Consider the following 15,498-nt stretch of genomic DNA (forward strand, 5'->3'; position numbering starts at 1 on the left):
TTGTGGCCACTAACTTTGGCACGCAACTTGCTTTTTTTGTATGTGTAAGTAAAAAGAGGAGATGAAAAAGTGGACAGAGAAATTATCTTAGCTTCCCATGGTAAATTTGCTTCAGGGATACTAGATTCATTAGAGCTAATCTATGGGAAAAATCATTCTATTACTGCATTGGACTGCTATACTGATGAGAATTTTGATTTAACGGAATCAGTAAGTCAGCTGTTTATGAGGTACAAAGATAAAGAAATCATTGTTCTGACGGATCTTTTTGGCGGAAGTGTCAACAATGAATTCTTACAATATATCAATCAGGATCATGTCTATCTTGTTGCCGGATTGAATTTGCCACTCTTGATTGAGCTAGTATCTCAGTTGGACGCTGAAGTGGAGACAACTGTTTTGATCCAGCAGGTGCTAACTGATTCAAAAAAAATGATCCAGTTTTGTAACGAACGGATCAATCAGGAAATAGAAGAAGATGAATTTTAGGAGGAAGAAGAATGATTGTATTGACAAGAGTTGACCATCGGTTATTACACGGACAAGTCGCTTTTTCTTGGACACAAACAATAGGTGCAGATTGTATTTTGATTGCGAATGATGATGTGCCTACTAATGAGATACGAAAGACAACGATCAAATTAGCCAAGCCGCAAGGAGTCAAACTAGTGATCAAATCCATTGATGACTCGATTGCCGCATTGAAAAGCGGTGTGACAGATAAATATAAGCTATTCATTGTAGTGGAATCAATCGAGGACGCGTATAAGCTGGCAGAAGCGTATCCAGAAATCAAAACCATCAACTTAGGGGGGATCAAGGCGAAACCTGGTACTCGTAGTATTGGAAAAGCGGTGAATATTTTACCAGAAGAGGAGGAACGATTGAAAAGATTGATTGACAAACAAATAGAAGTGGAGATCCGTCAAGTACCGGCAGATAAAAAAGTGGACGTAAGGGAAGTTTTGTAAGAAAGGAAGAAACTCAATGATTGTACAAGCAGTCTTATTAGGTATCGTTGCATTTATCGCACAATCAGAATATGCATTAGGGACATCACTGCTTTCTCGTCCAATTGTGACGGGACTGTTTACAGGGATCGTGTTGGGTGATGTAAAAACTGGGATCGTCATGGGCGCCACTTTGGAGTTAGCATTTATCGGATCATTCTCAGTAGGTGCTTCGATCCCCCCTGATGTGGTGGCCGGAGGAATTTTAGGCACGGCTTTTGCTATCACAGCTGGAGCTGGTACGGAAACGGCACTTTTACTAGGTTTACCAATTGCTACGTTGACATTGATATTGAAAAATATTTACTTAGGTCTTTTGATTCCAATTATGAACCATAAAGCGGACAGTTATGCAGAAGAAGGAAACTATAAAGGAGTCGAGCATATGCACTTGCTTGCCGGTTTCGGTCTTTCTTTGATGCTTGGTGTTGTGGTAATGGTTTCGTATATGGTGGGAAGCAATACGATCGGAAATCTACTCAATAAGATTCCTGATTTCGTTCAGAATGGCTTGTCAGTAGCTACAGGGTTGATTCCAGCTCTTGGTTTCGCGATGCTCGCTCGATTGCTGATTAACAAACAAGTTGCACCATACTTTTTCTTAGGTTTCGCTATAGCTTCTTACTTAAAGATTCCTGTGACCGGAGTAGCTATTTTTGGTGCAATTTTAGCCGTTGTGGTAGTCAATATCATGAATGTCCGTCAACTGCCACTTCAAACCACTGCAGGGGAGGTCGAAGAAGATGAAGAATTCTGAGAGTAAAAATAGCAAAATAACGAAAAAAGAACTGAATCATGTATTCTGGCGTTCTTTTCAAATGGAGTTTTCTTGGAACTATGAACGACAGATGAATATGGCTTATGTTTACGCAATGATTCCGATTTTGAAAAAGTTATATCAGTCGAAAGAAGAAATGGCAGCAGCTTTGAAACGGCATCTAGAGTTTTTCAACACGACCCCACATATCGTTACATTGATTTTAGGGATCACGGCTGCAATGGAGGAAGAAAATAAGGATGATCCTGAATTTGATGTGACCGCAATCGACAGTATCAAAACATCTTTGATGGGACCACTTGCAGGGTTAGGGGATTCTTTCTTTTGGGGAACTTTACGATTGATTGCCACAGGTGTGGGCACCTCTTTAGCTATGCAAGGAAATATTTTAGGACCTATCTTGTTCATTTTGATTTTCAATATTCCGCACATTCTGTTCCGCTATCTAGCAACAGGTTGGGGTTATCGCTTAGGAACGGGTTTTTTGAAAAAGATTCAGGCAAACGGGATGATGGAAAGTTTGACATTAGGCGCGTCTATCATTGGGTTGATGGTCGTCGGAGCAATGACTGCCACGATGATTACCATCAATATCCCTTTAAAAATCGGTTCAGGAGAAAATGCTGTGACTGTTCAAAGTATTTTTGATGATATCGTCCCAAATATCTTATGTCTGGGTGCATTTGGTGTCGTGTTTTATCTATTGAAAAAAGAAGTAAAACCATTAACGATTTTGATCGGATTAGCTTTCTTTGGGATTTTTGGTTCGTGGATAGGGATTTTTTAGAAAAGGAGCAGAGAAAATGGTTACGATGCAAGATTATATTTATGAAGAAAAGGAAGTACTAAGTACGATCTTGAAAAAGAATGATTTTTCGACAAGAAAACAAATGAAAAAAACAACGAATCTGCTGATGCTAGCAACGGGTTCTTCTTACAACGCTTGTTTAGCAGCGAAGCCGGCATTGGAATCTTATGGCGAGCTAACTGTCGATATTCAAGAACCTTTTCATTTTGCTCATTATGGAAAACTTTCTCCATCAATCGATACTGTGATTGCTGTGTCACAAAGTGGGAAAAGTGCTTCTACTGTTGAAGCAGTAAAAATGATCCAAAAACAAGAAATACCGATTATTGCTGTCACAAATGGCGTACAAAGTCCACTTGCTTTAGAAGCTACACAGATTATTGATTTAGGTGCTGGGATAGAAACAGTTGGCTTCGTTACAAAAGGCTATTCTGCTACTGTCTTACAGTTACTACTCTTAGGGCTAGGAATTGGGATAAGTAAAAATAATATCAGCAAAGAAATAGAACAAAACTACATGCAACAGTTACAAAAAATAATCGATCATTTACCAGTGATTATTCAAAAAACGGAAGAATTTTTTGATGAGCATCAAAGTTTGTTTCGTTTAACACAACGCTTCATCACTATTGGCTATGGTCCAAACTGGGGAACAGCTAAAGAAGCAGAAACGAAATTGACGGAAACAATCCGTGTCCCGTCACAAGGTTTTGAGTTAGAAGCTTACATGCATGGCCCATATCTAGAGGCTGATGCTTCCCATTTGCTGTTCTTTATTGAAGGGGACAATGAAAATAAGGAACGTTCACAAAAGTTGCGGAGATATATGAGTCAGTATGTTGGAGAGACTCTCACAATTACCACAAAAAAAGCAAGAAACGAGAAAACACTTGGATTAGCAATAGAATGTGATGAATATCTGTCTATATTACCACTTGTCATTCCATTTCAACTATTCGCTTATAAAACCGCAGTAGCTAAAGGAATCGACTTGAACAAAAAGATCTTTGAAGACTTTGATACAGTCTTGAAAAGTAAATTATAAGAGGTGGAAATCATGTTGAAATTCAATGAAGAAGAACAAATCAAAGCAATAAAAGGTGCACTAGCTTTACGTCCGCAAGTAGAAAAAATCATCGATAAACTTTATACGGAAAAATTCGATGCTGTCTATTATTTAGGAATTGGTGGAACATATGCTTCTTCGATGCAAGCTGTCACTTATATGAATGGGAAAAGCAACTTGCCTGTCTTTGTACAGCATGCTGCAGAATATTACACTACTGGGAATAAAAGATTAACAAAAGATTCTATCGTTGTCGTGTCCTCTGTTACTGGGACAACCCAAGAAGTAGTGAAAGCAGTAGAAGAAATCAAGAAAGTAGGAGCGACACTGATTGGATTTATCGATAAAGCGGAGAGTAAGTTGTCTCAACTATGCGATTTTGTGGTTACTTATCCAGCTCCCGGAACAGAACAAATCAAATTTTTTATGGTAGCAGATCGATTGATGTATTTGCATGGGGAATTCGAAGATTACTCAGAGTACTATGAACAGCTCGAACATTATTTGCCAACAGGGTTAGTGGAAGCAGAGAAAAAAGCAGATGCATTTGGCTTATCATTTGCAGAAAAGCATCGACGTGATAGCATGCATTATTTTATTGGAGCAGGGAATCAATGGGGAGCAGTTTATTCATATGCCATGTGTTATTGGGAAGAACAAAGCTGGCTCCCATCGAAATCTATCCATGCTGCCGAGTTTCTTCACGGGACGTTAGAGATCGTTGAAGAAACGACCCCAGTCACTTTATTTTTAGGCGAAGATGAACAGAGAGTGTTATCTGAACGTGTAGCTAAACTTTTGCCAAAAATTTGTAGTAATTATACATTGATAGATACAAAAGACTATCCAGTAGAAGGTATCAGCGAAAAATATCGCGGACGTGTGTTGTCTTTCTTATTGATGCATGCAGTGACACAGCGTATCGATGCACATGTCGAACAGCTGAATTGTCATCCATTAGAGATACGCCGCTACTATCGTCAGTTTGATTATTAGGATCGATTGGATGAAAAGAAGATAAAAAATAAAGAGAGCAGCGACAACTGCTCCCTTTATTTTTTAGTTGTTTTCCAAGTCAGTTAATGCATTACGATTTTGAACATTGACATCGATTACATTATAAAATGCGTTATTTGTATCAGCTACATCCCAAACTGCTAAAATGACATGATACCCCAGACGATTGCTAGGAATATTGATTGTATGAGTCGGATTAGTAATAGACGAATTACCACCATTATTTACTTCACCAATGAATTCCAGGTCATTTCTATTCAATGGGGCATTTGGATTCCAACCATTTTTAGTCATGTAATAGTGCCATTTCGTCGTTGCGTGGTCAGCTGTGAAATGCCAAGTGAATCGGTTTGCCCCAGTAGTTAAGTTGTTTTTTGTCCATAACGTAGCTGTTTGTTTATCCAAAACAAAGTCACCTACTGCACCATTAGCAGAAGCAATCCGACCATTTGCAGGTCCAGCCGAAGGGAATCCTTTTGGGGCCTCTAAAGATTGTGGTTCGTTGATGATACGACCATACTTTTCAAAAGCACTTTGCCAATTATTCCTACTGTCTAGAGAACCTTGATAGCCACGGCTGATAGGTTGTGAAACATAGCCATGAGCCGAGACATCTACAGAAGACAAAGCGGCGATTCCTGTTGTAGCAAGTAACATTCCTAATCCCAATAAAGTACTTTTTTTCATTTGATAATTCCTCCAGTTAGATAAAATATTTTAAGAAAAGGTTTCCTTTTCGTAAGATAGTATAAAATGTATTATTTAAATATTATTTTTTTGTATGGTATTGCAACAAAAACAAAAAACTAGAAGAATGACTATTGATAAATAGCCTTATCATTTTTATGTATAGTTTTTTTCAAAAGAGAATCTCTCAATTCAATGATCTCTTCTTTCACTTCCTCTAGTCCTAGCCATTCAAAGAAATGGATTGCTTCGTCAATTTCTTTTAGTGCTCGTTCATTGCCATCTGCTAATTGAGCTAAAGCAGTGAATGATCGGTAACGGGCCAAGTCTAAAGTATGTTTATAACGGTCACTTACTTTTTTCCATTCTCCTAAAAATAGTTTTCTAAGAAAAACAGAAGAACGATGAAAAGATAGATGTATACCGTTCAAAAGAAAATTTGATAATAATTCGGAATAATGAGCAGTATCGACATATGCTTTCATTTTTGTGACACTACGCTGAAAAGAATGATAAATATACTCGTCATCGAATATAAATAAACAATTGGAAAAAATAGAAAGTTCATAATGTCCCCATGTATCGATACCTTCCAAGTACTTTTTGATAATAGAAACTTCTGTCAAAGTTTCCGAACGAGTGAGCTTTCGGTTTCCCAGATATTGATCAATTAGTATACGTTGCGTATATAGCAGGCGATAATAAATATTCCCAGTTTTTTTAAATTCTTTTAGTAGTTCATTCTCTTGCTCTTTTGTTAAATATTTTGTTGTGATCAGGTAATTAGAAAGTTTTTGTTTACCTGTAAGAGTATTGTTGTTCAGCAAAAATTGATATTCTTCAAGTGTAACATTCATCCGTTCAAGGTAATCCACTAACAATTCAAAACTGATTTTTGTTCCTCTAGATTCAAAAGCAGCTAATGTCCCTCGCTGAGAAAGCCCCTCTGTTAATTGAGCTTGTGTCAGGCCACGTTCTTTTCTTAGTTTTCGAATTAAAGAAGCATGTTTTATCATGTAAGTTACCTCCATACGTTTTTTATGAATATAAGATAACACAAGGCTGTTATCTAAGGACGAAAATGTCAATTATGTACTATTTTTGATAAAAAGTGCTCATGCTTTAAAAGCAATTTTTATTTATGTTGTAATAACATACAAAAAATGAAAAACAGACGTTGTTAAAATAAACTATAGTTACCAAATATTAGGAGGTATGATGAATGAAAAAAATTTTTTGGCTGTCATTGGCAGCAATCGGCTGTTTCGCTGGAGGTGGACAAACTATATATGCTGCACAAGATTCTGCGGCATTGATGCCGGATATCTCAGAAAAGCAAATTGCTGTTGGATATTATCATAATTGGGTACCAGAGCAAGGTGCGGGATATAGAGGTGGGAAACCAGCAGAGACAGACTTAGGAAAGATCAATCCGTTTTACAATGTCATCGCAGTATCTTTTATGAAAGGCGAAGGAATCCCTACATTTGAGCCATTTAATATGAGTGATGAAGAATTCAGAAGCAAAGTGGCCACCTTAAATGAAGAAGGACGATCAGTTATCATTTCTTTAGGCGGAGCTGATTCTCATATCGAATTGCACAGAGGACAAGAACAAGCATTTGCAGATGAAGTGATTCGGTTGGTAGAAACTTATGGTTTTGATGGTTTAGACATTGATTTAGAACAAAGCGCCATTACGGCAGGAGATAACCAGCAAGTGATCCCAGAAGCGTTGAAAATCGTACGAGATCATTATAAAAAGCAAGGAAAACACTTTATTATTTCTATGGCACCTGAATTCCCTTATTTGAGAACAGCGGGAGGCTATGTCCCATATATCACTGCATTAGAAAATGAGTATGATTTTATTGCACCACAACTATATAATCAGGCGGGCGACGGATTAAGCGTGGGCGACGAATGGATTGCTCAGAACAATGACAGTCGAAAATATGATTTCTTATATGGTATGTCAAAAGCCTTGCATAACGGAGAGAGTGGATACATTCGGATACCAGCAGATCGTCTGGCTTTGGGGATTCCAGCAAATAACGATGCGGCAGCCAACGGTTATGTGCAAGATCCATCCGTTGTCTATCAAGTATTCGAACAAATGGAAAAAGAACGTACACCTTTGAAAGGTTTGATGACTTGGAGCGTGAACTGGGACGAAGGGGTAAACTCAGCTGGTATTTCTTATAATGAATCATTTGCGAAAGCTTATCAAAATCTGTTTACGGAACAAGAACCAGATACAGAGAAACCTTCTAAACCTACCAATTTTCGAGGAACAGCAACAAGTACGACAGTCACATTGTCTTGGACTGCGTCAACAGATAACGTTCGTGTGTCACATTATAATATTTATGAAAACAATCGATTAGTAGGAACAAGCAACACTACGAATTATATACATACAGGTTTACAACCAGAAACGACTTATTCTTATACGATTGAAGCTGTCGATCCATCAGGAAATATTTCTGCACGTTCCGATAGATTGAATATCCGTACGCAAGAAGCAGCAGCTTTACCAGCACCTTCTATACCAAACGGGTTGAGCGTCAACAGTGTGACACAATCAACAGTTCATTTGGTATGGCAGGAAAATAGCTTATTGGAAGAAGTACTTTATTATGAAATATACAGAGATGGCAAGAAGATCGCTACCTCACAAACCGCTGTATTTGAAGATCAAAACTTAACAGCTTCTACTGCATATCGTTATCAAGTTCGTGCAGTTAATCAGACAGGCGCTTCTTTACTAAGCCAGTCTGTTACGGCAAGAACCCTAGACGAGAACGGCCAAGGAAATTCTTGGACGGTCGGTACTTTTTATCAAGTAGGAGACATAGTCACATATAATGGTATTCAATATCGTTGCTTGCAAGCGCATATTGCAGCTGCACATTGGGCACCAGATACGGCCTTCACTTTATGGCAAAAAATAAGTTGATGATAAGGTCGTGATAGAAGCTACTTCTGTAACACCGTTTATAAAGCGGTTGTGAAATCAATACTTTGACCTAAGTATTACAGAAATAAAACGGCAAAATAGTTTTTCATATTTTGCCGTTTTTTAATCTAATATTGAGGGTGAGCTGATTGAACACTGTGTATCAAGAAATGATAAGCCTGATGTATAACTGCGTGTCGGAATAAGGAGGATATGACTTTTATCAAAATTTCTACCATGTATTGACTTAAACAAAGAGCGTGAGGCAAAAGTGTTCTTTACTTTTGTCTCACGCTCTAAACACGTATAAACGGCGGAAACAGAAGCAACTCCTTTTTATTTCTTGGAGTTAAACGCTTCTGTCCCAGCCTCTTCTTGTATGTAGCTTCAATTAAGGGTTGTTAGGAGAAACTTCCCAGCCTCCCAATGGTAATGGTAATGGAAACATAGTCAAACCTCCTTTCTCTTAGTGACAAATAAAGTATAACAAGTGTAAAAAGAAAAAAATTAAAATGTACGCTATTGCAACATTTAATAGATTATTTCAAGTGAAAGTCGATAAAAGAATTAAACAAACACTTAAAAACAATGGAAATTAGTCCAAACTTTAAGAAATGTATACTATAATGGAAATTATCAATTATTTATTTGGAGGAATATCCATGAAACAAAAAATCGCAGTTCTTGGTCCTGGATCATGGGGCACTGCTTTAGCACAGACATTGGCAGAAAACGGGCATGATGTCCGGATTTGGGGAAATGTACCTGAACAGATTGACGAAATCAATACGTATCATACAAATCAACATTTTTTACCTGATTTGACGATTCCAGAATCGATTATCGGATATAAAGAATTGGCAGAAGCAGTAGATGACGCAGATGCTATTTTGTTTGTCGTTCCGACAAAAGCGATCCGTTCAGTCGCCCAGGAACTTATTGGTAAAATGAATACTAAGCCCGTCATTATCCATGCAAGTAAAGGCCTAGAACAAGATACGCATAAACGGATCTCAGAAGTTTTGGCTGAAGAAATTCCAGAAGAAAAACGACAGGCAATCGTCGTATTATCTGGCCCTAGTCATGCGGAAGAAGTAGCAGTTCATGATATCACAACGATTACAGCTGCAAGTATTGATCAAAAAGCAGCTGCTTATGTACAAGAATTATTCATGAATGATTATTTCAGGATTTATACAAATAATGATGTGATTGGTGTAGAAACTGGCGCAGCATTAAAAAATATCATTGCTATTGGTGCCGGTGCTATCCATGGGCTAGGGTTCGGAGACGATGCAAAAGCGGCAATCATGACTCGCGGATTAGCAGAAATTAGTCGTCTTGGTGTAGCAATGGGGGCCAATCCGCTGACGTTTATCGGTTTGAGCGGCGTTGGGGACTTGATTGTTACTTGTACAAGTGTTCATTCCCGTAATTGGCGTGCCGGTAACTTATTAGGACAAGGGCATAAACTGGAAGAAGTTTTGGAAAACATGGGAATGGTCGTTGAAGGTGTGGCAACGACAAAAGCAGCAGTCGAGCTAGCACAACAGCTAGGTGTTGAGATGCCAATTACTCAAACCATCTATAATGTTTTGTATAATGGGGAAGATATCAAAAAAGCAGCAAAAGAAATCATGCTACGTGACGGAAAAATGGAGAATGAATTTTCTCTTCGTTAAATAGATGATCAACAGGTAAGCGTCGTTTAGGAGGAACAGCAAGTGAAGGTCAAAAAAGCAGTTATTCCTGCCGCTGGGCTAGGAACACGTTTTTTGCCGGCAACAAAAGCCATGGCAAAAGAAATGCTTCCAATCGTGGATAAGCCAACGATCCAGTTTATTGTGGAGGAAGCATTGGATTCAGGAATCGAAGATATCTTGATCGTAACGGGAAAAGAAAAGAGACCCATTGAAGATCATTTTGATGCAAATATCGAATTGGAAAACAATTTGCGGGAAAAGGAAAAAACAGAACTACTCGCTTTAGTTGAAGAAACGACTCATGTCAATCTTCACTTCATCCGTCAATCTCATCCAAGAGGACTGGGGGATGCTGTGCTTCAAGCAAAAGCATTCATAGGGAATGAACCATTTGTTGTCATGCTCGGGGATGATTTGATGAAAGATGATATCCCACTGACTCAACAATTGATGATGGATTATGAAGAAACACAATCTTCTGCTGTTGCCGTCATGCGTGTACCAGAAAATGAAACCTCTAAATATGGAATTATTGATCCTAAAACGGATAACGAAAAGGGACGTTGCAGAGTAAATGGTTTTGTAGAAAAACCTGAACTTGGAAAAGCACCAAGCAATTTAGCCATTATCGGACGTTATCTGCTGACTCCCAAAATATTTGAGATATTAGCAACTCAAGAACCAGGAGCAGGGAACGAGATACAACTAACGGATGCGCTCCAGAACCTTAACCAAACAGAAGCGGTCTATGCGAGAGAATTTAAAGGAAAAAGATATGACGTAGGCGATAAGCTAGGATATATGAAGACAAATATTGAATATGGACTTCATCATCCGGAAATCGGTGCATCGTTAAGCGCCTATATTATCCAGTTAGGCAAAGAGCTAAGAACAGAAAATTAACTGGAAATAAGTGACCTGCTGAGAATAAAAATCAAATGGGTATTAAAGCGGCAGCTTGTGCATCATTTGCGCAACTGTCGTTTTTATTTTTTGACGCTAAGTGAATGAAGACGAGGAAAAATGAAAGATAAAAAAAGACTTCCGTGAATATATTTAGAAAATTTTCTGCTAATGGTTTAATTTTTTTTTAAGTTACATAAAAGAAAATGATTACATAAGAGAAATGAAAGCCAATCCAGAAGATTCATAGTAGAATAAAAAGGCGAATTTTTTTAATTATAAAAAAGGTGTGTGTCCACTATGGGAAAATTAGTCGCTGTTGCGCAGTCGCTACTTGATATACTCAAGTGGCTGATGGAAGGAAGTAATTGGGTATTTGTGTTACCACTATTGCTCATTAGTCTATTTATCATGTTCAAAATGGTCAGAAAAAAAGAAAGATTCCTGATTTTTATCTGGTATGCAGCGTCAGTTGCAGTTGCTAGCTTGATGATTGAACTGGCGTTAGGTAGTTGGGAAGCTTGCATATTTGCCTTATTTTTTGCTGTATTGTATCTGATCATTTATATTCCTTATAGGAAAAGAAAGTCTCGAATCGGAAAAAAGGGTAGACATGCCGCTACTTTTTCTAGTACAGATTCTCCAGAACAAAGCAGAAGAGCGAGAAGAAGACGGTAATATTTAGTATGTATACGCAAAAAAAGATAAAATAATGGATAAAATATTGAGTTGAGAGATTTATTTAATTGGTGAAAAAAACTTTTTTTACTTATTTAAAAGAATCTTTTCAAAAAGGAATGCTTGCTACATAAGGACAAGCCATTCCTTTTTTTTATGTTATTTATTTGTAAAAAAATCATACCAATGTTTTTTTGTGTTTTCGTACTTGCACTTGAATAAGAGATTACTTACAATGAGTTCAGATAGAAACAGCTGAATAAAAAAAGGCTCCCTGACCCTTAGTTGGCGCTAAGAATCAGGGAATGACCAGTCACACTCATACACCCTGACCGATCATTTTGCCATAGTCAATGCAGTGCATCGACCTTATTTATTGTACCTAATCTAAGGGGAAAATTCTACCCCTATGTAGAGATTTTCTATGGTCTGCACGTTGTTTTATTTGCTATGTCAAGGTATTGGGCGTATTCGTTCAATACCTTTTTTGCGTTTGAAACAGCAAAGACCGCATGTGTTACTGTTTATCTTCTGTTTTTTATGTATTTCCTTAGATTAGGCAGCTGTTTCTATTCATGTCAAGTATAGCTAGGCGGGAGAGAAAAATGAGTTTATGTTATTTTGACTATTATTACCAATTGGAAGAGAAATTAAGGATAGAAGAGCCGTTGATGGTTCAAGCAGGAACTTGGATTGCGAAACAAATCAATCAAGGCGGAAGATTGCAGATATATGCTAGTCGCACACTAAGTGGTGTAGCATTTGAATTTTGGGATCAAACACCGGACCTTGTGCCAAGTATATTGATTGATAACCCAGCCGGAGGTGTCTATGAAACGCTAGAAGGGGCAGGACAAGCGATTATTGATGAGCTTTCTGTCAAACCAGAAGACATTTTTCTTCTTCTTTCGAATGAAGGAAGAAATCCAGCAATCATTGAGTTGGCTCAATGGATCAAAGAAAATGGACATCCTTTGATCATTGTTACTGGATTTGATTTGTCACGAAGCATCAAGTCCCAGCATAGCAGTGGTTTGAGATTATTTGAATTTGCTGATTTAGTTTTGGATAACCATGCCAATCTGCATGATGCAGTCTTGACTTTGCCGAATTTAGATCCAGCAATCTGTGGAACAGCCTCTCTTGCAACGATCTTTTTGCTTCAACAGGTTTTGTATTTTACAGCAAAACAGCTAGTTCAGGAAACAAGAGGAAAATAGTTTTCCACACAATGACCAAAGTTTCTTTAAAAAAAACGGTGTTCCACGTAAATATGGAGTGTTTGAAACAAAGAAAACGATTTTCCAAGAAAAACAGTAATAATCATATTTTGTTTTTTGTTATTTTAAGTTTGTTTAGCTCTAGATGTCAGCCTTTTTTTTCGAAAGTACGTTATTTTTATAAGTTGTTTCACAATGAGAAAAAAAGAGCTACAAAAATATGCAATGCTAGATAGACAAAAAAATAGCGGAAAAAGAGACAAGAAAGAATCCGCATGGATTCTTTCTTGTCTCTTAATACACGTTGATGAAAGAGTCTTCCCCAAAACTCTTTACAATGTAATTATAGTACATTTGTTATCATTATTGCAATGAAGTTTACCTGATATAACAAAATTGTCGAAGAAGATTCCTTTTTCTAATAGAAAGAAAATATACAAAAAATGAAAGATATGAGATGGATATTTATTATTATTTTTTGCTTTTTTGCAATGAAATACAATTTATTCACGATTATAAAATGAAAAAATCAGGACGGGATTTCCGCTAATCTAAAAATAAAAAAAGAATTTTAAGGAAAAACAGAGAAATAAAATACTTAATATAAATGGAAAAAGAAAAAAATAGTCATACATATGAGAAAAAAAGCAAAATAGAAAAAAGTGATTTTCTAATAAATTATTCATGTGGAATAGACATTTTTACTGTATAATTCATTTGATTATCCATTTTTTATTCATCAAAATTACTGAGAAAAGAAAGGAAGAAATAAATTTGAAGAAAACAAATTCTTCAGGAAAACCGAAACGTGACTTCACTAAATTATCGACACCGCATACGTATGTCATTATTTTTGGTGTAGTCATCTTTGCATGGATACTGACTTTTGTCGTACCAGCAGGAAAGTTCAGCACGCAAGACATTGAATATAAAGATGCGAATGGCGAAACAAGTACTCGTACTGTTTTACGCCAAGATTCCTTCCGTTATGCTTACGAGCTGGATAAATCGTATGTATTTGATCAATTAGAAGAACTGCAAGACCATCCAGCAGAACGTGAAAAATTGGATGTTCCTGAAAAAGGATTGGAAAAAGTCATTGCTGACGGAGAAAAAAATCTTACGCAAGAAAAACTAGATGAAATTTCCTTAACAGATGATGTTCTTTACGATGAGTATGGCGAAAATATCTATGATACTTCTAAAAAATTGCATAAAACAGCCAAAATATGGGGAACAGACGATTTTGGTGGCTTTGGCTTCTTAAATTTTGTTTTTGAAGGTCTAGTATCTGGAGATAAATATGGATCTGCTGTAGGGATTGCTGCATTGATCCTTGTTGTCGGAGGTGCTTTTGGTATTATTATGCGTACCGGAGCGATTGATGCAGGAATCTATGCGTTTATCAGTAAAACGAAGGGACTGGAGCGTTTAGCTTTACCGCTATTATTCTTTGCTTTTTCATTCGGGGGCGCTACATTTGGGATGGCAGAAGAGGTGATTCCATTCTCAATGGTGATGGTTCCATTCGTCATTGCCTTAGGATATGACTCAATCGTAGCAGTAACCGTGACTTATGTCGCATCTCAAGTCGGAAATGCGACCTCTTGGATGAGCCCGTTTAGCGTAGCTGTGGCTCAAGGGATTGCTGGAATCCCAGTGTTGTCTGGTGCGACATTCCGATTGATTATGTGGGTAGTTGTTACTGCCTTAGCAGCGGGATATATGATGATATATGCAGAAAAAATCCGTAAAAAACCGGAAAGTTCGTTGACTTACAAATCAGATGATTATTTTCGTTCTCATATCAAAAAGACATCTGATGAAAATAAAAAATTCATGCTTGGGCATAAACTGATTTTAGTAGAGATGTTAGCTGTTCTTGTTTGGATCGTTTGGGGCGTGACTCAAAAAGGCTATTACATCCCCGAAATCGCTTCTCAATTCTTTGTGATGGGATTAGTTGCCGGAATCATTGCTGTTCTTTTCAAATTAGATGGAATGAAAGTCAATGACATCGCTTCTTCTTTCCAATCTGGTGCAGCTGATTTAGCTGGTACAGCAATCGTAGTAGGGATGGCCAAAGGAATCCTTCTCGTCTTAGGTGGATCCGATGCGTCTGTTCCTTCAGCTTTGAATACGATTTTGCATGGAATCGGGACGGCATTGACCGGTGTGCCAGCTGTCATTGGCGCTTGGGCGATGTATATCTTCCAAAGTTTGTTCAACTTGGTTGTTACATCAAATTCAGGACAAGCGGCTTTGACCATGCCGATTATGGCTCCATTGGCAGATTTAGTAGGTGTATCTAGACAAGTAGCAGTTCTTGCTTATCAGCTTGGTTCTGGTTTCATGGATGCTTTTACGCCCGTATCAGCTAGCTTGATTGGTGTGTTAGGTGTTGCACGAATCGAATGGGCAAAATGGGCAAGGTTCCAAGTCAAGATGCAAGGATTCCTGTTTGTTTTGGGAACTATTTTCATCATGATTGCTATTGCGATCGGTCTGCAGTAGTACTGGAGACATAAGTAAATAAAAAAGTAATCCAAACAGTAGATAAATGACTCCAAGAACCGTCATTTTACGGTACAATCAAAGGAGTAAAGATTCTATCGTTTGGATTATTTTTTAAGATCCTATCATCAGCTATACTTAAAGAAAGAGGAAAA

General features: G+C 37.6%; 14 protein-coding genes. 12 read left to right on the forward strand and 2 right to left on the reverse strand.

Features of this window, described 5'->3' with window-relative positions; genetic code table 11:
- Window positions 1-69 precede the first annotated feature (69 nt).
- From A5816_RS13470 to A5816_RS13495, 6 genes are read left to right on the forward strand one after another with little or no spacing between them, the layout of a single operon-like run.
- A complete protein-coding gene (locus A5816_RS13470; RefSeq protein ID WP_002373911.1) occupies window positions 70-489 on the forward strand; it encodes a PTS sugar transporter subunit IIA in 420 nt (139 codons plus the stop codon).
- Between the two features lie 11 nt (window positions 490-500).
- Complete coding sequence (locus A5816_RS13475) at window positions 501-971, forward strand: PTS sugar transporter subunit IIB (RefSeq protein ID WP_002287114.1); 471 nt, start codon at window positions 501-503, stop codon at window positions 969-971.
- A gap of 16 nt (window positions 972-987) precedes the next feature.
- Window positions 988-1,767 (forward strand): PTS sugar transporter subunit IIC, encoded by a 780-nt coding sequence (locus tag A5816_RS13480; RefSeq protein ID WP_086311527.1) that lies wholly within the window; start codon window positions 988-990, stop codon window positions 1,765-1,767.
- Window positions 1,754-2,575, forward strand: a complete 822-nt coding sequence (locus A5816_RS13485) for a PTS system mannose/fructose/sorbose family transporter subunit IID (RefSeq protein ID WP_002291048.1) — start codon at window positions 1,754-1,756, stop codon at window positions 2,573-2,575. Before A5816_RS13480 ends, A5816_RS13485 begins: the two co-directional genes overlap by 14 nt.
- Before the next feature lie 16 nt (window positions 2,576-2,591).
- Window positions 2,592-3,641, forward strand: coding sequence for an SIS domain-containing protein (locus tag A5816_RS13490; RefSeq protein WP_086311528.1), 1,050 nt, complete (start codon window positions 2,592-2,594; stop codon window positions 3,639-3,641).
- 12 nt (window positions 3,642-3,653) lie between these two features.
- The gene (locus tag A5816_RS13495; protein WP_002373906.1) at window positions 3,654-4,658 is read left to right on the forward strand and encodes an SIS domain-containing protein; all 1,005 of its coding nucleotides are present in this window, start codon (window positions 3,654-3,656) and stop codon (window positions 4,656-4,658) included.
- A 63-nt stretch (window positions 4,659-4,721) separates the two neighbouring features.
- Here A5816_RS13495 and A5816_RS13500 read toward each other — a convergent pair whose 3' ends face one another.
- Together A5816_RS13500 and A5816_RS13505 are read right to left on the reverse strand one after the other, a co-directional pair.
- The gene (locus A5816_RS13500) at window positions 4,722-5,366 is read right to left on the reverse strand and encodes a lytic polysaccharide monooxygenase (protein ID WP_002373899.1); all 645 of its coding nucleotides are present in this window, start codon (window positions 5,364-5,366) and stop codon (window positions 4,722-4,724) included.
- A 131-nt stretch (window positions 5,367-5,497) separates the two neighbouring features.
- Window positions 5,498-6,382: a helix-turn-helix domain-containing protein gene (locus A5816_RS13505; protein WP_010732988.1), complete on the reverse strand. Its 885-nt coding sequence runs from the start codon at window positions 6,380-6,382 to the stop codon at window positions 5,498-5,500.
- Window positions 6,383-6,588: 206 nt separating this feature from the next.
- Between A5816_RS13505 and A5816_RS13510 the strand changes: the two genes are divergently transcribed.
- From A5816_RS13510 to yfcC, 6 genes are all read left to right on the forward strand, one after another.
- Window positions 6,589-8,325, forward strand: coding sequence for a fibronectin type III domain-containing protein (locus A5816_RS13510; protein WP_002373894.1), 1,737 nt, complete (start codon window positions 6,589-6,591; stop codon window positions 8,323-8,325).
- 662 nt (window positions 8,326-8,987) lie between these two features.
- A complete protein-coding gene (locus A5816_RS13515) occupies window positions 8,988-10,007 on the forward strand; it encodes an NAD(P)H-dependent glycerol-3-phosphate dehydrogenase (protein WP_002291040.1) in 1,020 nt (339 codons plus the stop codon).
- Window positions 10,008-10,049: 42 nt separating this feature from the next.
- Window positions 10,050-10,931, forward strand: coding sequence for a UTP--glucose-1-phosphate uridylyltransferase GalU (gene galU / locus A5816_RS13520; protein ID WP_086311529.1), 882 nt, complete (start codon window positions 10,050-10,052; stop codon window positions 10,929-10,931).
- 300 nt (window positions 10,932-11,231) lie between these two features.
- A complete protein-coding gene (locus tag A5816_RS13525) occupies window positions 11,232-11,609 on the forward strand; it encodes a hypothetical protein (RefSeq protein WP_002291036.1) in 378 nt (125 codons plus the stop codon).
- Between the two features lie 605 nt (window positions 11,610-12,214).
- On the forward strand, window positions 12,215-12,829 hold the full coding sequence (locus tag A5816_RS13530; RefSeq protein WP_086311530.1) for an SIS domain-containing protein: 615 nt from the start codon (window positions 12,215-12,217) through the stop codon (window positions 12,827-12,829).
- Between the two features lie 774 nt (window positions 12,830-13,603).
- Entirely contained in the window at window positions 13,604-15,343 is a 1,740-nt protein-coding gene (gene yfcC / locus A5816_RS13545; RefSeq protein ID WP_086311531.1) for a putative basic amino acid antiporter YfcC, read from the forward strand.
- Window positions 15,344-15,498: the final 155 nt, after the last annotated feature.

The sequence above is a fragment of the Enterococcus sp. 3G1_DIV0629 genome, assembly GCF_002141285.1.
Taxonomy (GTDB): Bacteria; Bacillota; Bacilli; order Lactobacillales; family Enterococcaceae; genus Enterococcus_B; species Enterococcus_B lactis.